Below are 26,179 nucleotides of genomic sequence, written 5' to 3'. Positions count from 1 at the left end.
ATATAAAATCATGTACTTAATATATAAAAATTTTATATTATACACACTAATTAATTATATAGTAAAATTCATAAATGAACATACTCCTCATTGTAAATAAAAAAATAGAGTGTTCAAATACTTCTAAATAGAATCAATAAAACATTTCTTAATCCTATCTAATATTTTGAGCCACTCTATATAAAAACTTTTATTCTATTTAAATTTATTTCATATGATAAACACTATTACAAATAAAAAATCAGGTACTACTCTTAAAGTAATACCTGATTTTTTAAAAACTATATTGATTATATATTAAAAAATTATTTTTTAACCTTTAACTCCTCCAATGTTAACACCTTCTGTTAGCTTCTTATGAACTAATGAATAGATTATCATTGTTGGTACCATTACTATTACTAGACCAGCAAATAATGCACCCCAGTCAGTGGCAAACTTTTGAACTTCCATTAAGTTTTGTAAACCTACTGGTAAAGTTTTCTTTTCAGCGTCTGTTATGAAAGTCATTGCCATAGCATACTCATTCCAGTAGTTCATGAAGTTAAATATCATTATAGTTATTATACCTGGTTTAGCTAATGGAACTACTATCTTTGTTAAAATTTGAAGATTAGTACATCCATCTATCATTGCAGCTTCTTCATAGTCTTTTGCAATACCTTTCATAAATCCACTCATTATATAGATTGAGAAAGGTAAACTTAATACTGCATATACAAGAGCTAGTGCAAAAAGATTATTTAATAAGTTCATTTTTTCTAATATTGTAAATAAAGGAACTATGATATATACAGGTTGAATGAATAATCCAGCCATAAATAAATTTTTTATTAAATTACATCCAAAGAACTTTTGTCTAGCTAAAACATAAGATGCTGGTACACTTAAGCATAATGATAAAGTCATAGCTATTACAGTTACTAATATTGAGTTAAGGAAGTAAGCTCCCATGTTAGCTTCAGTAAATGCAGTTACATAGTTTGCAAATCCAAAACTTGTTGGTAGAGACCATGGGCTTGCATAGAACTCTTTAGTAGTTTTAAATGAAGACATTATTGTCCATATGATTGGTACTATAACTAGAATAGTTGCAGCTATTAATATTACTCTTAATAAAGTATGGGATATTATTTTTTTAGTTTTATTTTCAGTATCTAACCCTACATTCTTTTTCTTTTTAGTTTCTAACATGTTATCTCACTCCTTTCTGCTGTAATTTTTTAATTCTCTTTTCCTCTCTTGCATCAGAGTCACTTAATTTATTGATTATTAATGCAAGGATCATAGCAAAGGCAAATATAGTTACTCCAACTGCCATAGCATATCCATATTGAGAATTTGTAAATGCTTGCTTATACATGTATGTTAATAAAACCTCTGATTTTCCATTTGGTCCACCCTTAGTCATTACAGTTACAAATATGAAACTTAGGTTAAGTGCACCAGTAATAAAGAAGGCAAATGTTACTCTAACAACATCCCATAAAAGTGGTAATGTTACATATCTAAACTTTTGCCAAGCTGAAGCTCCCTCTAAATAACAAACTTCATAAAGTGATGGTGATATTCCATCTAATCCAGCTATATAAATTACCATGTAATAACCTACAGCCTGCCATACCATAGTTATAATTAAGGCCCATAAAACCAATTTTGAATCTCCAAGCCATGCTAAGCCAGCCAACTTATCCAGCCCTATCATTTCAAAAAACGCTTTAAGTATTCCTATTGATGGGTCATAAACGTATGTAAATAAAACCCCTATAACAACCATTGATAATATATTTGGGAAAAATAATATAACTCTGTAGAAATTCCTTTCTTTTAATTTACTTTGAGTTATTACTACTGCTAAGAATAAAGAAAGAGTTATTGTTATTGTTGGAAATAAGACTATTATGAAAAATGTATTTCCAAATGCCTCTTTAAAATATCTATCACTTAAAAGTGCTTGAAAGTTTTCTAACCCTACAAATACTGGTTCCCCTGAAATCCCACTCCATTCATATAAAGACATCATGAACCCTTTTCCAATTGGATATAGCATAAATATTGTAAATAGTATAAGTGCTGGCAATACACACATTGCTAAAAATATTTTTCTTTTATTACTGTTCATGAAATTTCACCCCCTATAATTTTTAAAGAAGGAGAAGAATTTCTCCTTCTTCTAAATGCTTTTGCTTTATATTTAGTAATTATTCAACAATTTCTTTAGCCATAGTTTGAGAATCTGCTTCTAAGTTCTCTATCCACTCGTCAACAGTTAACTCTTTGTTTATGATACTTCCTATTGGTGCAAATACGCTATCTTGTCTAAAGTCAATCTTAGAATTAGTTGGTTTGAATGAAAGTGGGATTGGTTTAGCTCCCTCTTCAACTACCTTATAAGACTCATATCCTGATGCATCTAATGAACCTTTAGCTTTTTCAACTGCTCCTTTAACTGGAACTACAGCTTTAGCTATTTCTGCGTTCTTTTGAACCATAGCATCTGTGTATTGGAATGCTAGGAAATCTTTAGCTAAGTCAATTTGATCTGATTTAGCAGGGATATACATTTGCTCTATTGTAGTTGTTACATATGGAGTATCCCCTTCTTTAAATGATGGTGGAGCCATAAATCCGAATTCAAATCCTTCTGGTATAGCATCTTTCATTTCTCCTTCTAACCAGCTACCACATGGTAAGAATAATGCTTTTCCATTTAAGAACTCAACCTGAGCTTGAGTATGAGACATACCAACTGTTCCATTAAGAACCATATCCTCATCAGCCATCTTTTGGAATACATCTAATGCCTTCTTAACATTTGGATCTTTCCAAGCGCCTTCTTCATAGTTAAATATCTTTTCTACAGCTTCTTCTCCTGCAGCACTAGCTAACATTGGGAATACGATAGCTTCGTTATATCCTGGAGCTTGTCCTTGATAAGTATAAAGAGCTATTCCTTCCTCTTTAGCTTTTTCACCTAAAGTAAAGAATTCATCCCAAGTTTTTGGAACATCCCATCCTTTTTCTTTAAATAAAGCTTTGTTGTACCACATACCTGTTACGTTATAATAAAGTGGTGCTAAGAACACTTTTCCATCTCCATATGGAGTTGTAAGTGGTGTATCTAAGAAACCTGGTAATATTTTATCTTTTAATTTTTGTCCTGCATTGTCTGGGTCTTCTCTATCAAATACATCAGTTAAATCTACTAAAGCTTTATCTTTTACTAAAGCATTAGCTATACCTGATGGGTCGTTTGAACTTAAGTATATGAAGTCTGGTGTATTTTCTGATGATAATTTTGGTCTTATAATATCACCAATTTTAGGGTTAGCCTCCATCTTAACTTCTACATCTGGATTTGCAGCTTCGAAAGCATCTATGCAAGCTTCCCAGTAATCTTTACCAAATCCACCTTCAAAAACAGCTATTTCTAAAACCTTCTTCTCTCCTGAGCCTTCAGATTGCTCAGTTGATGGCTTTTCATTATCTTTAGGTGCTTCATCCTTACTACCACATCCAACAAATGTAGATGCTGCAATAGCTGTAACACATGCAACTGTTAGCATTTTAACCAATTTTCTTTTCATAATCTCTCTCCTCCAATACCCTTACTCATTTCTTGTAAACATTTTCTTTACATTCTTATGATACTTCTTAATGGAAATTTTTTGAATATAAGTATTTTACTTAAACATGTACTTTTTTTACAATATTTATCCAAAGCAAAAATAATCCATATCTATGACAAAACTTTATTGCTGTAGTCTTTTTTAAATTTAGATGGACTTACGCCATAAAACTTTTTAAAAACTCTATTAAAGTAAAATTGGTCTGTCATTCCAATGCTATTAGCCACTTCCTTAACTAAATTATCTGGATATTTTAATAATTCCTTTGCCTTTTTCATTTTTACTTCATTTATAAAATACATAAGATTTTTACCTGTTTCATTTTTAAAAATCCTACTTAAATAACTTTCATTCAAATTAACAGCACTAGCTACCATAACTAATGTTATTCTTTTATCCACATTCTTCTCTATAAACTTTATAATTTCATTAACTTCTTTTTTATAATTTAATTCCTTACTTTTTATATATCTTTGATTTATATAATCTATTAATTTAAGAGAACTATTTATTAGTTCATCCATATTTTCACTCTTTAATATAGTTTCTTTAAGAAGCTTCAAATCATTTGAATTTTCTTCCTGAACATACTCATGATTTTCTATTAACTCACAAATAAAATTAACATGGTTTATTAAATCTTCAGGTTTTATATACATATTAGAACATCTTCTAACAAGCTCTTTTATAAGCTCTTTGTTAGCAGAAATCTCTCCTAATTCTATATTTTCTAAAATAGCATCTGTAATTTCTTTCTTAAGTTTTATAGCATCTCCAAAGCCTGGAAAATCATCAATAACAGTTAAAGAACTTTCTTTTCCATAGAATCTTAAGCTAAGAATTTCTTCTCCCTTTTTAAATAATTCTTTCAGCCTTTGTACATTCTCAATTTTAGATAAAATAACTGCACTTACTTTAATATTTAAATAAAGCTTTATTAAATTTTGAATATTAACTGTTTTAAGCTTTAAATTAGTAGAATCCATTTTTGAAATAAAAAGATATTTATGATTATTTATTGGAATAATTTTGATTTCATTAGAACTAAACTCTTCTTTTATTATGTTCTCTATAGTAACAGTTAATTTATTTTTATCTTTTATCTTATCTTCATAAACCTTTTTATGATTGTCTATACAAATACATGCTCCACTATAATCTCCATCCTCTTTATTTAAAAAGCTTAAATTAGGAAATTTACTTAAAAGCTCATCATATGAAAGTTCATCTTTAAGATATTCTCTTATTAAAGATAGTTCTGCTATTTTTTTAGTTTTATTAAACTCATTCTTTAACTTTTCTTCCTTTTTTTCATCTTCTTTCAATTCTTCTAAATTCTCACGGAACTTATCTACAATTTCTTCTAATTCCTTTGGTCTAAGAGTTATTTTTAGTAAATAATCAGCTGCACCCTTTTTCATAGCCTCTCTAACTAATTCAAATTCACCATGATTGCTTAGAACAAGTATTTTCCCTTTAAAATCTAGCTCCTTAAGCTTTTCAATTAATTCAATTCCATTTAATCCCTTCATTTTAAGATCAGTTATTATAAAATCAGCACCATTTTTATTTAGTATATCCAAAACCTCTTCCCCATCTTGAGCTAACCCAACTATACTAAACCCATGTGCCTCCCAATCGATTATATTTTGCATGGCAATTCTAACTATTTTCTCATCATCAGCAATAATAACCTTAAGCATAAAAATTCCCCCTTAAATTCTTTTTGGAATTATTATTCTAACAACAGTCCCTTTATTTACTTCACTACTAATAGTTGTTCCATAACCTACCCCAAAAGTTAACTTTATTCTTTCATCAACATTGTTCCATCCAATACCAGAAAGTTTATTGTCTTTTACCTTTTCCTCACTATTGAAACCTTTTCCATTGTCTTTAATAGATATTAAAATCTTTTCGTCTTCTTCAGTAATCTTAATAATAATCTTTTGATTTTCCTTATTCTCGTCAATACCGTGAATTATTGAATTTTCAACTATGGGTTGAAGAATAAACTTTATTACTTTATTATCTAGTAAATTTTCATCCACCTCATATTCAACATCAAAAGAATTACCATATCTTATTTTTTGAATGACAACATAGTTTTTTATATTGTCAAGTTCTTCTCTAATAGTCACAAGTTCATTTTTATCTATAATAGTATTTCTTAAAAGTTCTGCTAAAGAGCTAAGTCCTTCGCTTACTGTATAATCTTGATTCATTAAGGCTGTCCACTTTAATGAATTTAATGTATTAAAAAGAAAATGAGGATTAATTTGTGCTTGTAACATTCTTATTTCTAAATCCCTTTTCTCTATTTCTTGTAACTTTGTTTTTTTAATTAATTCATTTACTCTTCTTAGCATAGAATCAAAACTATCAGAAATCACACCAATTTCATCCTTATAAAAGTCATTTACTTCAACAGTTAAATCTCCTTTAGATACCCTTTTCATTTTGTTTAACAGATTGTACAAAGGCACCTTAATGCTTGAATATAGAAAGTATGAAAATATTAAAATTACTAAAATAAAAAGCACACTTATTATAATCATTTCTTTTCTTAAACTTTGAATATCTGAATTTATAAAATCATAAGGAGTTATTGATGCTATATACCAGTTAAACCCCTTTAATTTTCTATAGGTTGCTACATAATTTTCTTCATTAACCAATATCTTCCTAACTGTATCCCTTGAATCTTTATTTTCAAGGAATTTATTTAAATATGGTTCATTTAATATAAAATCCTCATTAATACTATTCTCAGAAATTATTATGTTGTTTTCTTCATCAATTATAAATGTCTCACTTCCATTTCCCATATTTAAAAGAGAAAAAGAAGATGCAAAAACTTCATTTTTTATAGCCATAAAAACATATCCAACAGTATTTTCATCTTGTTTTACTGGAGTTGCTATACATATATGTTCCTCATTGTTTAAAAGAGTAGAAAACCAAAGCAATCCATCCTCTGCTTCATCAGCATACTTTTCGATATCCTCTCTTTTAAAATATTTGAATCCCTGCATATAAACTACATCGTAGTCTTTTGATATTATTTCAACCTCTGCTAAGTTAGGTAGGAGTGATAGTTTCTTCGATAAATAATCATTCATATATTTTAGAAATTCATTTTTTTCTTTTCCATCCATAAACTTATAATTTATAAGATGATTTACTATCTCTTCATTTATAGATAATTCAACGGATGCTCTTTCTAAAAAATCTTTATTTTTGTAAATGTCTTCATCCATGATCGAAAGCATATTTTCTGAATAATTTATTGCATTAATTTTCAGTGCATTAGTAGCTTTTTGGTATAAGAGTATTCCTAATATACTACTACAAAATATTATTCCTATAGAAAAAGAGACTATAAGCCTATTTTTGATAGAAGTTTTTCTAAGAAAATTCGATATTTCACCTAAGGTATTTATTATTTTCTTTATAATCTTCCTCACCTCTCAGCATAATTTCTACATTCTTTTAATATTTTATCATATATGTTATTTTTTTGAAATTAAAACAATAATTTCAACACCAGTTTTTTATTAAGATTTGTACAACATTCTGTAAACATTAAAAAGGTCCTTAGTGTAATTTTCACTAAGGACCTTTAATATAAGGGAATTAAAAGAAAAAGCTTATTTATTTATATCTAGCCATCTAATTTCCATAGGAGCTAAAGTTAAAGTTTCAACCTTAACACCATTTATATATGCATCTGTAACCTTTTCTTCTTGAGTGTTGTTTATTACAGCCATCTTTCCTACTTCTAAGAATGCAGCACACTCAGTATCTATATTAGTTACATAGAATTTTTTCATTTCATCTTCTTTACTTGCAGCCCAATAAATTGCTCTTAATAAAATTCTGCAATTTTCTGGAGTGTATGGGAATCCTGCAAAATAAACACTTCTACCTTTTCCATATGTGTTTACAGCACAAGTTGTATCTCCTCTAAAATTATTCTTAGTGCAATGCTCATTACCAAAATCCATTCTTATAACTTGGTAACTATCTCCCTTTCCATAAACACCTTTCATTCCTTCACCAAAATCTATTGGTAACTCTCCAATTTCTTCTGTTATGAAATGATGTGGATTTAATTCATTATACTTTCTTGTACTTAAACTGAATCCAACCTCTTTATCTACTCCTAAAACATCTGCTAACTGGAAGAACTTATTTTCATAATGTATTGCAGTTGGTTCTCCAACACCTATGAATCCTCCACCATTATTAACCCAATTTCTAATCATAGAAACTAATTTAGGATTTTTCCAATACTCTCCACCACTCCAAGCAGTATAAGCATCTCCAGCATTTATCATAACTCCAATATCATTTGGAATACCATTTTCTAATATATCATCAAAACTTATAAACTCTACTTCTACAGGCATACCACTTAAACATTCAACTATTCCAGCATATGAATATATCTCTTTATACCATAAAGCATGAGCTACTTGTTGTGTTTGCCAACTTCTTAATTTACCCCAACAGTTTAATACTCCAACCTTAAATGGTGTTGTGTAAGCTTTAGTTCCCTTTATAGTATCATGAATTTCTCTAAATTCATCGCATATCTTTTCAACTTGCTCAACAAACTTTGGGAATTTAACTGCAAGACCTAAATATCCACCATATCCTATTCTATCTAATGGACTTCTTAATATGGCTCTTCTTGCTTGTAACCAATTCTCTCTAGCTTCCCCAACAGGATCCCCTGTTTCATTAAATACATCTGGGAAGAAATATGGTAAGAATCTTCCTTCTGTGTACTTAACTCCTGGAATATCAGCAATCATTCTCATAGTTGTTCCATTGCCTACTGAACCAACTACGGCATCTATTCCTATACTTGGGAAATACTTTCCATAAGGCTCTGTTCCTATCCAGTTATCACCTAAGAACATCATTGCTTCTTTTCCATTTTCATGACATAAATCAACTAACTCTTTAGCCATTTTTGAAACATGTTGACATTGGAAATCTATGAAATCCTTATATTGTTTTGTCGGTACTCTAAATGTTGAATTATAATAACCAGCATCAACTATATCTTCAGGTCTTAACTTATACCCTTTTTCTTCTTCAAACTGTTCTAAAGCAAGTGGACTTACTGATGAACTATATCCAAACCAATCAACAAACTTCTCCTTAGCAACTTCATTAAAGCATAATGTGAAGTGATAGAAGAATGTTGTAAATCTAACTACATCAACTTCTGGATTTTCGCCTATCCACTTCTTTAAAGCCTCTTTAACATGTACACTAGTTTTAGCTTGTCTACAATCATAAGGCATTTCATGAGCTTTATCGCCCCAATCGTTAGTTATATGGTTATACATTTGAGTTGGATCCCAAACCATATAAACTAAGAAATTTACTGTATATTCATGATAAGGTGTAGTTTCTTCAACAGTTAAGATTTCACTTTCTTTATCAAAACTCCATTTTGAAGGTTCTATAACTTCTCCAGTAGTTCTATCTATAACTTCCCACCATTTCTTTTCATCATGAACTTTATCTATTTCAAATTGCTGATAATAATATCCAGCTAATATTTTTATTTCAGTTTTTTCTGATTTAGCAATAACAGGTTCTGACATTAAGTAAAGCTGTTGTAACTCATCTTTGTTCTCTCTAGCCCAATCCTGATCACTTCTAACTGTTAAGTATGTAGAATATAACTTAACACCTAAGTCAACTATGTCCTTAGAAAGCTTTGTTCCATCGCAGTCTCTTAAGGCATCAGCTCCCCATTTATCTATAATACCTTTTATCTCTTCTTTCATATTGGAATCAGTCGGTATTGTAACTCTTCCTTTTAATTCTCCCATAATTCTCTCCTCCATTTACCCTACTGTATGACTTTTAAAGTCTTATATAGTAATCTCACCTTTTTCTTACAATTTAATATTAACATCTACCAATTAACGTTTACATGCAATTTATTTACTAAATTATTGAAAATTTTGAGTATATTAATTTTAATGATAATTTCTATAAATTATCATTAAAAAATCACCATAATATAAATCATGGTGATTTTTAATAAGTAATTGATTATTAAAGATTTAATATTTTAGCAGTTACATCTTCTAAAGAATTTAACTCTTTATCTAGATTTTCTATTTCCTCTTTTTCGTTTGGTGTAAGGTTTAAAAGAATAAGACCTGAAGTTGAACATGTATTTTCAGTAGCTTCATGTAATCCTATTCTAGTATGTATTATACAACCATATCTAGTTAATATCTCTTGAACTTTAGGTGCCACAGTTGTTCTAGGTGATAATTTTATTGCCATTATAGTATACATATTGAATTCCTCCCTAAATTTAAATAATCTCAATATTAAATATATATTAGCATATAGTGGTAATTTTTTCTCACAATTTCCTTACTTATTATTCACAAAGTAAATTTATAATATACAATTCTCTCTTATTTTAAATCCTCTTAATAATAAATTAAAATTAATTCACTAGAAATAATTTTAATTTCATAAAATTATTAAATAGTATTTTTAATATTTAAACATTTTAATTTTATATATTTATAATTAGTAACTATTACTACTATAAATTACAAATACATATACGTAAGAAACATCATTATAAATTTTCTCTCCTCCATTAAGTTCATTTCTCTCATGGCCTTATCTTCTTTGTCAAAAATAAAATCAAACATACTACTTCCTCCAATATAAATTCTTCATATGTGATTCTATCCAAAAGCTTTAATATTAATCCTAAAAATAATTAAAAGCCAAAAAATTTGTGTTTCCTTTTAATAAGGAATTTTATAATTTAGTTTTAATTTTTAACTACCTACTAACTCAAATTAAAAAAAGACCATGTTTTAAACTATTGTCAAAATTAAGATAGGTCTGTCATACTATCTAAAAATCAACATTCACTTAAAAACATAGCCTAATAAAAACTATTTTAAATCAATATAAAATTCTTTTTCTGTTAACCTAGTGCTCTTAAATCCCATTCCTATAAACTTTAAAAAGGCATTTCTCTCTTCATATAATACTGGAACAACCTTTATTCTGTTAAGCTCTTTATTTCCTTTATATTCATAAGAAAAACCTTTTTCACAGCTTCCTCCTTTACTTAAAAAATCTAATTTTTTTCCATTCTCATCATAAAATTCTAACTCAATATATCTATGCTTTTCTCCCTCTTCAATAATTTCTGATGGCTCTTTGTAATCATATTTTATAACTGTTGAAGCTGGTGTTTTTCTTATCTCAGTTAATACATAGTCAACATGTCCATACTTCTCAATGTTCATGGTTTTATCTATATTTATTACTTCTACTTTTTCTTTTAATTTCTTTCCATTAAAATCAGCGTCTAAAGTCCAATTTCCCTTAACAAATTTCTCATCCTTAAACCTTTCATTTAATACCATATCATCTACATTAAACTTAATATTATAATCTTTCTCTAAATCAGCACCAGTCATATCAAAGTGCATAATTACATTACTTACTTTATTTTCTTCATTATAATCATAACTTCCACCCATACCTGTTATATCAATCTCTTGTCCATTTGAAGTTATTGCAATTCCTGCATAAGGATATACTGAGACATTATCTGCTTTACTTTCTTTTATTCCAACACTTTCAAAATCAAAGTCTCCATAATCAACCATCATACTTACTACTAGCTCTTCATCATTTAAAATAAGTTCATTTAAAGAAAAAGTTATTCCTTTATCTTCTACTGATTTTAAAACCTCTTCCTTGTATGACTTTAATGAATCCTTCTCTTTTCCAAAATAACTTTCGATTTTCTTTCCTAAAGAAGTCATACTAGCTCTTACATTTTCACTATTTAAAATACAAGTTCCTACAATAATAAATGAAACTGAAGCGGCTATTATTTTATTTCTATTTTTCTTTTTTATATTCTTTAGCTTATTGTCTTCATTTATGATTCCTCTCATTTTTAACTTTAAGGAATTCTTTTCAACCTCACTAAGATTTATTTCATCTATTTTATCTTTACTATTATCTAAACCATTTAAAATTCTAAATTTATCTTTTTTCATACCCAACTCTCCCTAAAAATCATATAAGTGAATCAATTTTCTAAGTTTTTTTCTTCCTCTTGAAAGCCTGTTGTATAATGTAGATTCTTTAATATTCATAACTTTAGATATATTTTTAAGTTCTAACTCTTCAATATAATACTTAATAAAAACTTCTCTATCTTTGTGATTAAGATTTTTTAAAAGTGCATATACATCTTCTTGAAGTTCCTCTCTTAAAATATCAGCCTCAACACTTATTGAATCCTGAATCATATTTAGATCTATTTCTAAATTTTCTACTTCTTTAATATGCTTTCTCTTATAATCAATTGCTCTATATTTAGAAACTGATATTATCCAATTTCTAAAAGTATTTTTTCTCTCATCAAAACTCTCTATATTATTCCAAACTGAAAGAAGTATATCATTCAAACATTCTTCCTCATATTCCCTTAAATTAAATAAATACTTTCTAATAACTCCCTTAATAAGTGGAGAATATTTATCTATAAGCATATCTATTCCTTCTTCTTTCTTTAGTTTAATGTATTTTATAATAAGGCTATCTTCCATATTCCCTATTTCCTCCTAATTTAATTCCCCTAAGTACTAGTACACTATTTATATACGAATTGGAATATAAAAACCTATCATTTTTTACAAAGTTTTTTATTTGTTAATTTTAAGAACAATTATTATAATCTCTGAGAATTCTCATTTACCTAACAGCACTATTTTCAACTATAAAATTACTGATTCTATACTAACTATCTTTTTTAAATTTTATAGTTTAAAAATCATATTTAGTTTGAAATAAATCATAACCTAAATAGCTATTTGTTATATAATTTGTATATACTAAGATTTAGAGGGGTGTTTTTATGAATAATTTTTTTAAGCATACACTAGAAACTCATACACCTCAGAGTATGAGTAAAATTACATCTTATATAAGAGAGGATATTAAAAACAGTAATATTGAAAATGGAATTGTTGTTGTTTATTGTCCACATACTACTGCAGGAATAACAATAAATGAAAATGCAGATCCTGACGTGGTTAAAGATTTGATTTATGGATTTGAAAAGATTTATCCAACTAATGATTCTAAATATAGACACTTTGAAGGCAATTCTCACTCACACCTAAAAAGCTCTACCGTAGGAGCTTCTCAACAATTAATACTACATAGAGGAAGACTTATTCTAGGCCAATGGCAAGATGTTTATTTCTGCGATTTTGATGGTCCAAGAAATAGAACTTTTTATGTAAAAATACTTGAAGGTTAACATTTAAACTTAAAATAAATGGCTATATCAAAATAAAAATTATTTATTTTAATATAGCCATATTTTTTCACTTAAATCCTAAATAAAATTTAGCTTTGCTTTAGATAAATGTTGATTTTTAAAACATAGCCTGAATCTTTAAATATTTTCTAAAAGATTTGCTATCTCTATTGCTGCTACTGCTGCATCAAAACCTTTATTTCCAGCCTTAGTTCCAGCTCTTTCAATAGCTTGTTCTATGTTCTCAGTTGTAACAACTCCAAATATTACTGGCACTTCAGTCTCTAAACTAACATGAGCTATTCCTTTTGAAACTTCACTACATACATAATCATAATGGCTTGTTGCTCCTCTTATTACTGTTCCTAAACATACCACAGCAGAGTAATTTCCAGACTTGGCTAACTTCTTAGCCACTAAAGGTATTTCAAAAGCTCCAGGTACCCATGCTAATTCTATATCCTCTTCATTAACGCCATGTCTCTTAAAGGCATCGGCAGCTCCTCCTATAAGTTTAGAAACAATAAACTCATTAAATCTTCCTGCCACCATAGCAAATTTTTTACCTTGTCCAACTAAATTACCTTCTAAAACTTTCATTTCAATTATCTCCTTTAAACATTATATTTTTTAATAAAAGTAAAACTTTTAGTCTCTATTTTAAACTAGTGTTGATTTTTAGATAGATCTAAAGAGTTAGCTAAAAATCAATACTTCCCTAGAACATAACCAACTTTTAAAATTACTGCATTATTAAATGATTCATTTTCTCTTTTTTAGTTTCTAAATAAAACTTATTTTTTTCATTACATTTTATCTCAATTGGAACTCTCTCAACAATTTTAAGTCCATATCCCTCTAATCCAGTTATTTTCTTAGGGTTATTAGTTATAAGCCTTATTTCTCTTACTCCTAATTCTTTTAATATTTGTGCTCCAACACCATAATCTCTAAGATCTTCTGGAAAACCTAATGCTAAATTTGCCTCAACTGTATCTAATCCTTCGTCTTGAAGTTTATACGCTTTTAACTTATTTATAAGTCCAATCCCTCTTCCCTCTTGTCTCATATAAAGAAGTATTCCATTTCCCTCTTCATTGATTTTTTCCATTGCTCTTTCAAATTGTTCTCCACAATCACATCTTCTTGAACCAAAGACATCTCCAGTTAAACATTCTGAATGTACTCTTAATAAAACTGGCTTATCTGATTTAATTTCTCCTTTAACTAAAGCTACATGATGCTCTCCTGTAAGCTTATCTATAAATCCAATAGCCTTAAAATCACCCTGTTTAGTTGGCATATTTGTTTCAACAACTCTTTCAACAAAATTATCTCTTTCAGTCCTATAAGCTATTAAATCCTCTATGGTTATTATTTTCATATTATGTTCCTTAGCAAATTCTAATAACTCTTCTGTTCTAGCCATTGTTCCATCATCTTTCATTATTTCACAAATAACTCCAACTTCTTTTAGACCTGCTAACTTAGCTAAATCAATGGCTGCTTCTGTATGTCCTGCTCTCTTTAACACCCCACCATTTTTAGCTATTAAAGGAAATACATGTCCCGGTCTTCTAAAATCATCAGGCTTACTATTCTCACTAACTAAGTATCTAATCGTATCAGCTCTCTCAAAGGCTGAAATTCCTGTAGTTGTCTCCGTATAATCTATGGATACGGTAAATGCAGTCTCATGATTATCTGTATTATGTGAAACCATTGGATTTAAACTAAGTTTCTCTGCAATCTCCTCACTTATTGGAGCACATATTAGCCCTTTTCCATAAGTAGCCATGAAGTTTATTTTTTCTCCAGTTATAAGCTCACCAGCCATAACTAAATCTCCTTCATTTTCTCTTCCTTCATCATCAATAACAATAACTATCTTTCCATTCTTTATATCTTCTATTGCCTCTTCTATTAAATTAAAATCTCTCATATTCTTAAGGGAATCCACTTCCCCTACACCACCTTTCAAAATATTAAAAGTATATTTTTCTTGCAAAAACTTCTCTATAAAAGGCCATCAAATTTTTTACATAAATCCATTACTACGTAATAAATTCTCTAATAAAGATGATTTTTTCTTTTCTCCCACATATTCCTTAAATCCTAAAAGCTTTTCAACATATTTTCCAATAGTATCACACTCTATATTTACTAATTCTCCAATATTTTTCTTTATTAAAGTTGTCTCCTCTTGACTATGGGGAATAAGTGAAACCTTAAAATTATCTCCTTTAACCTCTGCAACAGTTAAGCTTATTCCATCAATAGCTATTGATCCTTTGTAAACTATATATTTACTAAATTCATGAGGTATATTGATTTCCAACCAAATAGCTTCTGCTTCTTTCTTAAATAAAACTATCTTTCCCTTTGAATCTATGTGACCAGTTACTATATGTCCATTAAATCTATCCTTAAGTCCCATAGCTCTCTCCAAATTAACCTTAGAACCTTTTTTTAATATTCCAAGATTACTTCTTCTTAAAGTTTCTCCCATAATATATGCTGTAAAGAAATCATTTCCTTTGTTTGTTATGGTTAAACAAACACCATTAGTAGCTATACTGTCTCCAACTTTCGTATCCTCTAAAACCTTAGAGCATTTTATTTTTACTAATGAAGATTTTTCTCCTCCATATATAGCAAAAACCTCACCAACTTCCTCTATTATTCCTGTAAACATGTAATTCACCTCCTTTTTCTACCTCTTAAATAAAATCACATTCTATTAAAACGTCATTATTAAAGGTCTTTAAACTTACCTTCTTAAACTCAAAAGCCTCACAAACCTTACTTACTCCTTCTCCCTCAACAGGACTTAAAGCATTGCTTCCTCCAAAAACTTTTGGTGCTACAAAAGCATATATCTTATTTACCTTTCTCTTTTCTAAAAAAGAAAAATTTAAATTTCCTCCTCCTTCAATAAGAATAGAATCAATATTTTTTCTCTTTAAGATATCTAAAACCTCGTCAATATTAATTCTTCCCTTATACGAATCTACTTCTAAAACCTCTATTCCTATATTTTTTAATGAAAAATACTTTTCCTTATCCTTCTGATTAGTTGTGAAAACTAATGTTTTTGATTCATCTTGATTTTTTAATACTTCTGCACTTAAAGGTATTCTAAGTTTGCTATCAAGAATTACTCTAAAGTGATTTCTTTTTATTCTTTTGTTTTTAGCTTCACTTTCATTTAGCCTATATCTTAAATCTGGATTATCTTTCAAAACAGTATTTATACCAACCATTATTAAACTATACTTTTTCCTTAATCCATGAACAAACTCTCTAGATTTTTCATTGGTTATCCATTTGGAGTTAAAATCCTTTGTTGCTATTTTTCCATCTAAAGTCATCCCCCATTTAATTGCTACAAAAGGTTTATTTTTTTCTATATAAAAATTAAATATCTCATTTAACCTTAAGCATTCTTCTTCTAATACTCCAACTTCAACTTCTATTCCAGATTCTTTTAAAATCCTAACGCCCTTTCCAGAAACCAATGGATTCGGATCTAATGTTCCAACTACAACTCTTTTAAACTTATTTCTCTTTATGGCTTCTACACAAGGTGGTGTTTTTCCATAATGACAACACGGTTCTAAAGTCACATATATTGTTGCACCCTCAACATCTTTAATAGCACTATTTATTGCATTGATTTCAGCATGATTTCCTCCAAAAAACTCATGATATCCCTGTCCAATTATTTCTCCATCTTTAACAATAAGAGCACCTACTAAAGGATTAGGATTTACATATCCCTCACCTTTTTTAGCTAATTCCAAAGCCTTTTTCATAAAAAATTCATCCAAGTTACCCTCTCCTTCCAAAATTCTTACTTATGGGAAGCACATTTTTATCTAAAATGTGTAAGTTTAAAATTTCAAATTTTCAAATTGAATTTCAAATTTTCAAATTGAATTTCAACTTAAAAAGAATTACCTAATAAAAATTAAAGCCCTGAGTTGAATATACTCAGGGCTTTATTCGTTATCCATTTAGAAAATATATAAAACAGAAATTCAAGCTAAAACTACTTTATTTTCTTTAAAAGAAAACCATCAATTAATCTTATATAAAATGCCGATTATTTATAATAGAGATACAACATTTTATATAAAAATAATATTAGTGTTTAAGTAATTTAACAAAAATAAAAGCTCTGAACAAAAGTTCAGAGCAAAAAATTCTAAGTTATAATAATCTATTTTATTAGCATATAAAAATACACAAATAAAAAGATAACCTATTAGATATTCTTCTTTCATCCAGACTTTACTGTCGGCTTCGGAGTTTCACCGAATCATGCTAAATATTAGCTCGCGGGCTTTACCGCCGGTAGGGAATTCCACCCTGCCCTGAAGAATTTATATTAAATTATGTCTATAAATTACCATTTTAAAATTTTACTGTCAATTCTCTTTTTAGTTTATAAATTTCCATTCTAATTAAATATTCACTACATCTTTTTTATTTCCTCAATAATACTACTTTTTATATTATCCATAGGGAAAAGACTTCCTGGACACAAAGTATCCACAACATCTCTATGAGGAATTATATCTTTTATAGGATATTTTAAGCTTAAGTAAGTTCCTAGTTTAATAAGAGAATTTCTCTGTGCCTCATTTAATCCTTCTTTTTCAAAGTTTCCCTCAACACATATACCTAAGGTGTTATAATTTGCATTTTTAGCATGAGCACCTATTATATTTTCATCCCGTCCTTTATAAATTGTTCCATCTTCTCTTATGTAAAAATGATATCCGATTCCACTCCATCCCTTTTCTAAATGGAATTTATGAATTTCCTCTGGAGTCTTTGGTGAATCTGTAGCTGAATGATGTATAATCAATCTTTTAGGATAATTTCCTTTCTTAAGTCCATTTCCCCACTTATACTCAACATCTTGTATATTTAAATCTCCCCTCATTTTATCTAACTCTCTTTTTGAAAGATTTTTATTATATAAATCTCTATAACTTTCTTCTCTTCCTATAATCGAAAAAGTAAAGAAAATAATGATTCCTAAGAATAATATAATACCAAGAAAAAATATAATTCTTCTTCTTAAAAATTTTCTTCGTCTTTCTAAGGAATTTCCCTTCTTAATTTTACTATTATCCAAACCTTCTCATCCCCTTTTCTATATTATAAAATCAACTCTTTTTTAATCTACTTTTCACTAAATGTTTTTATGCAAAAACCTTATATGTAAATAATAAACAAAAACTAATCCAATCTCTACTGAATTTCTAATAATTAATAATTTATTCCATTTATAATTTTTTTTAGAATTTAATAATTAAATCTTCCTTCCACTAATATTATGTATAGATATAGTTTTTTTGAAGGAGGTATGAAATATTGAAAAGATTATACAGAGATATGGCTGTAATCAGGAAACGACTCTCGTTTATCTTAGCGTTTATTATAATTATGTTTTTCGTCTTAAGCCTTAGATTATCTTATGTAATGGTAGTTAAGGGACCAGAATATGCTGAACTTGCTGTTGAACAGTGGACAAACGAAGTTAAAATATCTGCAAGAAGAGGAAAAATACTTGATAGAGATTTAAATGAGCTTGCTGTAAGTTCAAATCTTTACAGAGTTGACTTTAACTTAAATGCAATCAGATCTTATACAAAGAAAACTGGAAAAACCAATGATGAATTAGCTTTAGAAATCTCTAAGGTTCTTGAGATGGATAAAGATGCTGTTTTAAAGAAAATAGAATTTAGACTTCCTTCTGGTGCACCTGCTGGTGCTGCAATAGTTGCTAGAAGAATAGAAAAAGATAAGGCAGATAAGGTTAAAGAGCTTGAAATTCCTGGGGTAATGGTTTCCCCCGATACTCAAAGATATTATCCTAACGATAATTTCCTTTCCCATGTCTTAGGAACTACCAATTCAGATGGTGTTGGATTGAATGGTGTTGAATTAAAATACGATAGTGTTTTAGCAGGAACTCCTGGATTAAAAATAACTGAAATGGTTAAAGATGGAGCTGACTATCCTTATACTATTTCTAGATTTACTGCTCCTGTAGATGGTAAAGATGTAGTTTTAACAATTGATGAAAAACTCCAATACTTTGCGGAGCAAATAGCTGAAATAGGCCTTATTCATAATAATGCCGATGCTACTTCAGTAATTATAATGAACCCAAATAATGGTGAAATTTTAGCAATGGCTAATAAACCTGATTTTAATCCAAATAAACCTTATGATGGAGCAGAAAACTTCCCAGGTAACACTTCATCAGATAGAATTCAAAAAATGTGGAGAAACAGAGCTGTTTCAGATTCCTTTGAACCTGGTTCTATCTTTAAGATAATAACAGCATCTGCCGCTGTTGAAGAAGGATTAGCCGGTAAAGATGAGACCTATACTTGTGGAGGCGGCCTTCAAAAAGGTGATAGATTTATTAAATGTTGGAAAAGAGGAGGTCATGGAACTCAGACCTTTACAGAGATAATACAGAATTCATGTAACGTTGGTTTTATGAATTTAGGAGAAAAATTAGGTGCAGAAAAGTTAAATAAATATATCAAAAATTTTGGTCTTGGAAAAAAATCAGGTGTAGATTTACCTGGTGAATCTCCTGGAATTGTTAAGAAAACTGAAAACATAACTGATATGGACCTTGCTACTATTGCATTTGGACAAACTAACACAGTTAATCCAATTCAATTTATGACAGCCGTTAATGCAGTTGCTAATGGGGGTACATTAATTCAACCTCATGTAGTTAAGGAAATAAGTTATATAAATGAAAATAATGAAAGAGTTATAGATGAGAGCTTTGTACCTAAGAAAACAGAAAATATAATAAGCAAAGAGACTGCTGAACAAATAAATGCAGCCTTAGCCAATGCTGCTAAGAATGGTTCTGCTAAATCTGCCTATAAAGAAGGTTATGGAGTGGCTGGTAAGACTGGTACTGCTCAAAAGGTTAATCCTGAAACTGGTGGCTATGGTGGTGGCTATGTTGCTTCCTTTGTTGGCTTTGCCCCTTATGATAACCCTCAAATATCCGTAATGGTCTCTGTTGATAATCCTAAAAATGGAGAATATTATGGTGGTAGAGTTGCTGCTCCACTAGCAGGAATGCTATTCCAAAATATATTTAACTATATAGATTTAACAGAATTTAAATTAGACGAAAAGCTTCCTCAAAAGGAAACTGTTATAATTCCTGAAGTTTGTGGTTTACCTGTAAATGATGCGACTAAAATTTTAAAAGATTTAGGAATTTCTTATACTGTAGAAGGTGAAGGTGAATTTATAGTTGATAGTAATCCTGCTACAGGCTATCCAATCTCACCAGATACGAAGATAACTTTAATTGCAGGTGATAGCTCAAATTTAAATAGTGATGTTATTGTTCCTGATTTCACTAACTATTCTAAAGAATCTGCTGAAAAACTTCTTAATCAGTTAGGACTTAAAGGTGAATTTGTTGGTGAAGGACCATCTGTAACTAAACAAAGTATTTCTCCTGATGAAGTAGTGGCTGGAAATTCAAAAATCACATTAACTTTAGGATATTAAAGATTTGGTAATGTAAAATGTATACATTCCTTATTTAGATAATATTTACTAGCTAAAATAGATTTAATTTCAAAATATAGCCTTCAATATTAAAATTATTTAATTTCACTTATTTGACATGAATTTTAAAAAGGTTTATAAATAAGCTGTAAACATTATTAACTTTTTAAAGGTTGTTTAATACTTAAGTGGCTTTCCTAAATTAGCCTTTACTACATCGAAACTTTTTCCTTTGCTATTTTAGGTGTTAAACATTATTACATTAAAGAGAGTACATTTGTACTCTCCTTTTTTTATTTCAATATTAATGTATTAGATACTAACATACAGCTATTTTTATCTATTTTCAGCTCTATTTATTAAATATGTCTTCAACATTTACTTCTAACTCATTACAAGCTTCTTCTAAAGTACATCCATTTTTATCTATGTATTTTGATACATAGCCTTCTAACCCTAAAGGACCATAAAACTTTTCCACTACTTCACCTCCATTTAAATTTTTAATTATTAGTCTATTATTTAAAACAGAAATAATCATTAAAAATTATTATTACCCCTAACTTATTTTTTATCCAAGGGATTTTTAGTATAAATTTTTTAAATCTAAAAAATTATAATTTAATTTCTATCTTTCAACTATCTGTAAAAAGCATTATTAAAGTTATATAATAAGATAGCTAATTACGTATTTATGGCTATATTATTTCTTAAAATTTTCTATAAAAAATATCACAATTCATAGTTTATTGTCTAAGTATTTACCAACTATGAATGTGATATTATATTTCTTTTTTATAAAAATAATTTTCAAAGGAATTAACAACTAAATTAATTGTTTTTATCTTCTTGCAAAATCTACAAACTTAAACTTATCTGGTCTATGTCTTGATTCTGTATATTGAAATAAATTTCTTCCTTCTAAGTATGTGTAACTTTTAACCACAGCCACCATATCATATCCTCTTAAATCTAATAACCTTCTATCTTCTTCCGTAGCTTTTTGAACTGTTATTTCTTTTTCTGCATAAGCTATCTTTAATCCTAACTCTCCTTCTATGTAATCATATAAAGAATTTTTGCAGATTTCCTCAGTTAATCTTGGAACAAACTCTGAATTTAAATAATCTTTATCTAAGATTATCTTTTCTCCATCTATATTTCTAGTTCTTATTAAGCTCCAAACATATTCATTAGGTGAAACCTCAAGCTTCTTCATTATACTCTCACTTGGATTTTTTAAAGTTAACTCTTCAACTATTGTTTCACATTTCTTTCCTAAGTTTTTCTCTATTTCTTTAAAACTCTTTATTCCTGAAACCGGAAAATTAAACTTATTCATATCAAGTACAAAAGATCCCTTACCTTTAGCCTTCTCAATATATCCATTTTGCTCTAATAAATTTAAAGCTTTTCTTACAGTATCCCTCGATACTTCATACTCCTCCATAAGTTGTGATTCTGAAGGTAACTTACTATTTGTTTCAAAAATACCACTATCTATTTTTCCAACAATTTCGTTATATATATTTAAATACTTACTAGACATCTCTAACTCTCCCTAAACTGTTATTATAAATTATATTATTTCTAAACTTTAAAGTTAAAATCAACTTAATACTTTCACTTAGCCTTATTTTAACAAAACTTTTTTATATTTAAATTTACTTATATTTTAACATAAAACCCTATTTTAGATAATTATCGATTTTTAACTAATTTTAGAAAACCAACTAAAATCGACTTTTGCTAAAATACCCCTCCAAATTGAAAACCTCCCTTAAATAACTTTCATTTAAGCGAGGCTTTTCTTATTTTCTTTATTTTCTTTATTTTTTTAATTTATAAACTACTGATTCGTATGGTCTTAAATTTAAACTAGATAAATCTAAAGTGCTATAATTGTAATTAGATATTAAAATACACTTATTATATTTTTCTAATTCTTCAATTTCTTTTGATAAATCTAATGAACACTCTTCTCCATAGAAGTTATTTATAACAAGTAACTTTTCACCATTGTAATTTCTTTCATAAGCATATATCTTAGGATGATTTTCTAAAAGTTGAACATAATCTCCATATGCTATTACATCTTCATTTTTTCTAAGTTCTATAAGTTTCTTATAATGATAGAACACAGAATCCTTATCTTCTAAAGCTTTTTCAACATTTATTTGATCATAGTTATTAGCTACATTTATCCAAGGAGTTCCTGTAGTAAACCCTGAATTCTTTTCTCCATTCCATTGAACAGGAGTTCTTGAATTATCTCTTGATTTACTCTTAAGAATTTCCATTATCTCTTTTTCATCAATTCCTTCTTCTTTTAATATATTGAAATAATTTATTGATTCTACATCTCTATAATCATCAATATTATTAAATTCTGGATTTGTCATTCCAATTTCTTCTCCTTGATATACATAAGGAGTTCCACTCATCATATGAATTGAAGTAGCTAACATTTTTGAGGACTCATTAAGATAGTCTTCAACATTTCCAAATCTTGAATTAACCCTTGGTTGATCATGGTTACACCAGAAAACAGCATTCCAGCCTCCCCCATTGATCATTCCTCTTTGCCAATGATTAAATATTTTTTTAAGCTCAATAAAATCAAAATCCATTAAGGACCACTTTTGTCCATCTTTATAATCAACTTTTAAATGATGAAAATTGAATACCATCGATAATTCTTTTTCTTTAGGATTAGAATATTTTATACAATTTTCTATAGTTGTTGATGACATTTCTCCAACGGTTACTATGTCTACATCCTTACCAAAAGTTCTTTCATTAAGCTCTTTTAGATACTCATGTATTCTATGACCATCAGTATAGAATCTTCTTCCATCACCTTCATAATCATTTTCAAATTTTTCTGGTTTAGAAATTAAATTTATAACATCTAATCTAAATCCTTTGACTCCTTTATCTATCCAGAAGTTTACTACCTTATAAATTTCCTCTCTTAACTCTGGATTATCCCAATTTAAATCTGCTTGTGAAACATCAAATAAATGTAAGTAGTACTCTCCTAGCTCATCAACATACTCCCAAGCATTTCCTCCAAATTTTGAAATCCAATTTGTAGGTGGTTCTCCCTTTTTGCCTTCTTTAAAAATATAATAATTCTTATATTTTTCTTCTCCTTTTAAAGCTCTTTGGAACCATTCATGATCTGTTGAAGTATGATTAAATACCATATCAAGCATAATATCTATATTTTTATTTTTAGCTTCTTTAACTAATTCTTCAAAATCTTCCATAGTCCCATATCTAGGATCTATTTTATAATAGTCTGCTATATCATACCCATTATCCTTTTGAGGAGATACGTAGACAGGAGTCATCCAAATATAATCTACTCCTAACTCTTTAAGATAATCTAATTTTTCAATTACTCCTCTTAAATCTCCAAAACCATCTCCATTAGAGTCCTTAAATGATTTTGGATATATTTGATATACAACACTTTTCTTAAAATCTTTCATAATTCACACCTCACACAACTTGTACGTATAAGTTATCTTAAATATATTCTAAATTATTCTTTCTGTCAACTCTCATTAAGCGTATTTAATTTTTCAGTTGTACATAATTCTGTGATTATTGAATTTCGCTAAGAATTTCTATTATTTCTTTCGTAAAAATACTAAAGTTACATAACTCGCTACGCTTCAAACAAATGTAACTTCTTAACGTATTTTTTAATCCAGAAAAAATGAAATTCTAAAAGCTTATTCAAATATCTCATCATTCATGTACAACCGAAAAATTTTATTAAGCCTTAAATTATTATTATCTTTTAGATTTCTTGATTTAGATGTAAAATTCAATAATTATCGAACTATAGTTAAATCAAGAAATAAAAAACTAGATAGCATAAAAGGTGGAGTCATCCCCCACCCTTTTCATATTATTTTGAAGCCATGTTAGCTAATTTTGTCTTTGAGAACACTATTGTTAAAACAAATGGTACAACTATTGCTATTCCCATTGCTATTAGATACATTAACATGCTAGATGGTTGCATTGATAGGATTGCTGGTAATCCACCAACTCCTACTGAGTTTGCCATACATCCCATTGCCATTGAGAACATACCTGCTACACCTGCACCAATCATAGATGCTATGAATGGATATAAGTATTTTAAGTTAACACCAAACATTGCTGGTTCAGTTACCCCTAAATATCCTGAAATACATGCTGGTATTGATATTTGTTTTTCATCTTCATTTTTTCTATTTACATATATCATAGCTAGAACTGCTGATGCTTGAGCTATGTTTGATAATGCAACTATTGGCCATAAGAATGTTCCACCTATATCACTTATAAGTTGTAAGTCAACTGGTAATAAAGTATGATGTAATCCTGTTATAACTAATGGTGCATAGATCATACCAAAGATTCCTGCAAATAACCATCCAAATGATGATGTTAAACCTGCTACTATAACTCCTGATATTACACTTCCTATTTTCCAACCTATTGGTCCTAAAACAGTGTGTGCTAATAATACTGTTGGTATTACTGAAAAGAATGGTACTATTATCATTTGTATAGGACCTGGTGTAATTTTCTTAAAGAATCTTTCTAAGTAAACAAAAGTGAATCCAACCATGATTGCTGGTAAAACTTGTGCTTGATATCCTATCATTGGAACCTGAGCGAATCCAAAGTCCCAAACTGGAGCTACTGCCCCACTACCTGCGCTATATGCATTTAATAATTGTGGTGATACTAATGTTATACCAATAACTATTCCTAACATTTGGTCTGCACCCATTTTCTTAGCAATAGACCAAACAACCCCTACAGGTAAGAAGTGGAATATAGCCTCACCTATTAACCATAAGAAACTATGAGTTCCTGCCCAGAACTGAGATATTTCAATTAAGCTTTTTGTTCCATCTTCAAATAGTTTCATATCTCCAATTACGTTACGGAATCCTAATATAAGACCTCCAACTATGATAGCTGGTATTAATGGAGCAAATATTTCTGCTAGTCCTGCCACTGCTCTTTGAACTATATTCATGTTCTTCTTAGCAGCTTTCTTAACTTCATCCTTACTTTGTCCTTCTATCCCTGTTTGTCCAACAAAATCATTATAGAAAGTTGAAACTTCAGGTCCAATAATTACTTGAAACTGTCCCGCTTGTGTAAATGTCCCTTTTACACAAGGAATGGCTTTTATCTTATCTACATCTGCTTTGCTTGTATCATTTAAAACGAATCTCATTCTTGTAGCACAGTGAGTTACTGAAGCTACGTTTTCTTTTCCACCTATGTACTCGGTTAGTAACTTTGCATCTTTTTCAAACTTACTCATCTTTTTCCCCTCCATTTAACTTGTACGTATATCTTATGTATTTATACTAACATATACGTATAAGTCATGTCAACCTTTTCATTTATCGTTTTCAAAAGTTTTTCCTTAGAACTTTATTTCATTCAGTACTAACTTTATTAAATTATCCTAAAGAAATAAAAATAAGCTATAGTAACACATCTATACCACAGCTTATCTCTTTAAAATTATATTACTCTTATCTATTGTACTTTCTTTTAAAACTAAATATATTATCCACTAATTAATTATATTTAGTTACTG

20 protein-coding genes and 1 riboswitch are annotated in these 26,179 nt (G+C 28.8%); of the genes, 2 read left to right on the top strand and 18 right to left on the bottom strand.

The window, feature by feature from the left end; genetic code table 11:
• Positions 1–312: 312 nt before the first annotated feature.
• The 9 genes from AC2A4K_RS03585 to AC2A4K_RS03545 all read right to left on the bottom strand — a co-directional run bounded on the left by AC2A4K_RS03585 (position 313) and on the right by AC2A4K_RS03545 (position 12,265).
• The gene (locus AC2A4K_RS03585; RefSeq protein ID WP_322504341.1) at positions 313–1,194 is read right to left on the bottom strand and encodes a carbohydrate ABC transporter permease; all 882 of its coding nucleotides are present in this window, start codon (positions 1,192–1,194) and stop codon (positions 313–315) included.
• A gap of 1 nt (position 1,195) precedes the next feature.
• The gene (locus AC2A4K_RS03580) at positions 1,196–2,122 is read right to left on the bottom strand and encodes a carbohydrate ABC transporter permease (RefSeq protein ID WP_322504342.1); all 927 of its coding nucleotides are present in this window, start codon (positions 2,120–2,122) and stop codon (positions 1,196–1,198) included.
• Positions 2,123–2,201: 79 nt separating this feature from the next.
• Complete coding sequence (locus AC2A4K_RS03575) at positions 2,202–3,587, bottom strand: carbohydrate ABC transporter substrate-binding protein (protein WP_322504343.1); 1,386 nt, start codon at positions 3,585–3,587, stop codon at positions 2,202–2,204.
• A gap of 152 nt (positions 3,588–3,739) precedes the next feature.
• Complete coding sequence (locus AC2A4K_RS03570) at positions 3,740–5,332, bottom strand: response regulator transcription factor (protein ID WP_322504344.1); 1,593 nt, start codon at positions 5,330–5,332, stop codon at positions 3,740–3,742.
• Positions 5,333–5,344: 12 nt separating this feature from the next.
• On the bottom strand, positions 5,345–7,096 hold the full coding sequence (locus AC2A4K_RS03565) for a sensor histidine kinase (protein ID WP_322504345.1): 1,752 nt from the start codon (positions 7,094–7,096) through the stop codon (positions 5,345–5,347).
• Between the two features lie 183 nt (positions 7,097–7,279).
• Entirely contained in the window at positions 7,280–9,484 is a 2,205-nt protein-coding gene (gnpA, locus tag AC2A4K_RS03560; RefSeq protein WP_322504346.1) for a 1,3-beta-galactosyl-N-acetylhexosamine phosphorylase, read from the bottom strand.
• A 229-nt stretch (positions 9,485–9,713) separates the two neighbouring features.
• The gene (locus AC2A4K_RS03555) at positions 9,714–9,962 is read right to left on the bottom strand and encodes a CPF_0552 family protein (protein ID WP_322504347.1); all 249 of its coding nucleotides are present in this window, start codon (positions 9,960–9,962) and stop codon (positions 9,714–9,716) included.
• Between the two features lie 623 nt (positions 9,963–10,585).
• Positions 10,586–11,710, bottom strand: a complete 1,125-nt coding sequence (locus AC2A4K_RS03550) for a DUF4179 domain-containing protein (RefSeq protein WP_322504348.1) — start codon at positions 11,708–11,710, stop codon at positions 10,586–10,588.
• A gap of 12 nt (positions 11,711–11,722) precedes the next feature.
• Positions 11,723–12,265 carry a sigma-70 family RNA polymerase sigma factor gene (locus AC2A4K_RS03545; protein WP_322504349.1) on the bottom strand — a complete coding sequence of 181 codons (543 nt, stop codon included), beginning with the start codon at positions 12,263–12,265 and terminating at the stop codon, positions 11,723–11,725.
• 308 nt (positions 12,266–12,573) lie between these two features.
• On the opposite strand from AC2A4K_RS03545, the gene AC2A4K_RS03540 reads away from it, so the two are divergent.
• A complete protein-coding gene (locus AC2A4K_RS03540) occupies positions 12,574–12,981 on the top strand; it encodes a secondary thiamine-phosphate synthase enzyme YjbQ (RefSeq protein WP_322504350.1) in 408 nt (135 codons plus the stop codon).
• A gap of 138 nt (positions 12,982–13,119) precedes the next feature.
• On the opposite strand, the gene ribH is transcribed toward AC2A4K_RS03540, so the two are convergent.
• From ribH to AC2A4K_RS03515, 5 genes are all read right to left on the bottom strand, one after another.
• Positions 13,120–13,581: a 6,7-dimethyl-8-ribityllumazine synthase gene (ribH, locus tag AC2A4K_RS03535; protein WP_322504351.1), complete on the bottom strand. Its 462-nt coding sequence runs from the start codon at positions 13,579–13,581 to the stop codon at positions 13,120–13,122.
• Between the two features lie 142 nt (positions 13,582–13,723).
• Positions 13,724–14,923 (bottom strand): bifunctional 3,4-dihydroxy-2-butanone-4-phosphate synthase/GTP cyclohydrolase II, encoded by a 1,200-nt coding sequence (locus tag AC2A4K_RS03530; protein WP_322504696.1) that lies wholly within the window; start codon positions 14,921–14,923, stop codon positions 13,724–13,726.
• Positions 14,924–15,019: 96 nt separating this feature from the next.
• Positions 15,020–15,676 (bottom strand): riboflavin synthase, encoded by a 657-nt coding sequence (locus AC2A4K_RS03525; protein WP_322504352.1) that lies wholly within the window; start codon positions 15,674–15,676, stop codon positions 15,020–15,022.
• A gap of 25 nt (positions 15,677–15,701) precedes the next feature.
• Positions 15,702–16,811 carry a bifunctional diaminohydroxyphosphoribosylaminopyrimidine deaminase/5-amino-6-(5-phosphoribosylamino)uracil reductase RibD gene (ribD, locus tag AC2A4K_RS03520; RefSeq protein WP_322504353.1) on the bottom strand — a complete coding sequence of 370 codons (1,110 nt, stop codon included), beginning with the start codon at positions 16,809–16,811 and terminating at the stop codon, positions 15,702–15,704.
• A gap of 440 nt (positions 16,812–17,251) precedes the next feature.
• Positions 17,252–17,369, bottom strand: a riboswitch (FMN riboswitch).
• 89 nt (positions 17,370–17,458) lie between these two features.
• Positions 17,459–18,127: a peptidoglycan recognition protein family protein gene (locus AC2A4K_RS03515; RefSeq protein ID WP_322504354.1), complete on the bottom strand. Its 669-nt coding sequence runs from the start codon at positions 18,125–18,127 to the stop codon at positions 17,459–17,461.
• A gap of 239 nt (positions 18,128–18,366) precedes the next feature.
• Between AC2A4K_RS03515 and AC2A4K_RS03510 the strand changes: the two genes are divergently transcribed.
• Entirely contained in the window at positions 18,367–20,553 is a 2,187-nt protein-coding gene (locus tag AC2A4K_RS03510; protein ID WP_322504355.1) for a stage V sporulation protein D, read from the top strand.
• Positions 20,554–20,905: 352 nt separating this feature from the next.
• Here the strand turns inward: AC2A4K_RS03510 and AC2A4K_RS03505 are convergent, their stop codons facing one another.
• From AC2A4K_RS03505 to treP, 4 genes are all read right to left on the bottom strand, one after another.
• Positions 20,906–21,034 carry a hypothetical protein gene (locus tag AC2A4K_RS03505; protein ID WP_322504356.1) on the bottom strand — a complete coding sequence of 43 codons (129 nt, stop codon included), beginning with the start codon at positions 21,032–21,034 and terminating at the stop codon, positions 20,906–20,908.
• A 360-nt stretch (positions 21,035–21,394) separates the two neighbouring features.
• Positions 21,395–22,102, bottom strand: a complete 708-nt coding sequence (treR, locus tag AC2A4K_RS03500; protein WP_322504357.1) for a trehalose operon repressor — start codon at positions 22,100–22,102, stop codon at positions 21,395–21,397.
• A 280-nt stretch (positions 22,103–22,382) separates the two neighbouring features.
• Positions 22,383–24,050, bottom strand: coding sequence for an alpha,alpha-phosphotrehalase (treC, locus tag AC2A4K_RS03495; protein WP_322504358.1), 1,668 nt, complete (start codon positions 24,048–24,050; stop codon positions 22,383–22,385).
• A 425-nt stretch (positions 24,051–24,475) separates the two neighbouring features.
• A complete protein-coding gene (treP, locus tag AC2A4K_RS03490) occupies positions 24,476–25,897 on the bottom strand; it encodes a PTS system trehalose-specific EIIBC component (RefSeq protein WP_322504359.1) in 1,422 nt (473 codons plus the stop codon).
• Positions 25,898–26,179 lie beyond the last annotated feature (282 nt).

This window comes from Clostridium sp. LIBA-8841, assembly GCF_057782475.1.
The sequence above is the reverse complement of the archived record's forward strand: the minus strand, read 5'-3'. Positions and strand labels throughout refer to the sequence as shown.

What these genes read in the sequence shown, in the direction of transcription:
- AC2A4K_RS03530 (WP_322504696.1), bottom strand. Translation starts at nt 14,923, where the DNA reads ATGAGAGATTTTAATTTAATAGAAGAGGCAATAGAAGATATAAAGAAT.
- treC (WP_322504358.1), bottom strand. Translation starts at nt 24,050, where the DNA reads ATGAAAGATTTTAAGAAAAGTGTTGTATATCAAATATATCCAAAATCA.
- gnpA (WP_322504346.1), bottom strand. Translation starts at nt 9,484, where the DNA reads ATGGGAGAATTAAAAGGAAGAGTTACAATACCGACTGATTCCAATATG.
- AC2A4K_RS03525 (WP_322504352.1), bottom strand. Translation starts at nt 15,676, where the DNA reads ATGTTTACAGGAATAATAGAGGAAGTTGGTGAGGTTTTTGCTATATAT.
- AC2A4K_RS03570 (WP_322504344.1), bottom strand. Translation starts at nt 5,332, where the DNA reads ATGCTTAAGGTTATTATTGCTGATGATGAGAAAATAGTTAGAATTGCC.
- AC2A4K_RS03585 (WP_322504341.1), bottom strand. Translation starts at nt 1,194, where the DNA reads ATGTTAGAAACTAAAAAGAAAAAGAATGTAGGGTTAGATACTGAAAAT.
- AC2A4K_RS03540 (WP_322504350.1), top strand. Translation starts at nt 12,574, where the DNA reads ATGAATAATTTTTTTAAGCATACACTAGAAACTCATACACCTCAGAGT.
- treR (WP_322504357.1), bottom strand. Translation starts at nt 22,102, where the DNA reads ATGTCTAGTAAGTATTTAAATATATATAACGAAATTGTTGGAAAAATA.
- AC2A4K_RS03580 (WP_322504342.1), bottom strand. Translation starts at nt 2,122, where the DNA reads ATGAACAGTAATAAAAGAAAAATATTTTTAGCAATGTGTGTATTGCCA.
- AC2A4K_RS03545 (WP_322504349.1), bottom strand. Translation starts at nt 12,265, where the DNA reads ATGGAAGATAGCCTTATTATAAAATACATTAAACTAAAGAAAGAAGAA.
- AC2A4K_RS03555 (WP_322504347.1), bottom strand. Translation starts at nt 9,962, where the DNA reads ATGTATACTATAATGGCAATAAAATTATCACCTAGAACAACTGTGGCA.
- AC2A4K_RS03550 (WP_322504348.1), bottom strand. Translation starts at nt 11,710, where the DNA reads ATGAAAAAAGATAAATTTAGAATTTTAAATGGTTTAGATAATAGTAAA.
- AC2A4K_RS03575 (WP_322504343.1), bottom strand. Translation starts at nt 3,587, where the DNA reads ATGAAAAGAAAATTGGTTAAAATGCTAACAGTTGCATGTGTTACAGCT.
- treP (WP_322504359.1), bottom strand. Translation starts at nt 25,897, where the DNA reads ATGAGTAAGTTTGAAAAAGATGCAAAGTTACTAACCGAGTACATAGGT.
- ribH (WP_322504351.1), bottom strand. Translation starts at nt 13,581, where the DNA reads ATGAAAGTTTTAGAAGGTAATTTAGTTGGACAAGGTAAAAAATTTGCT.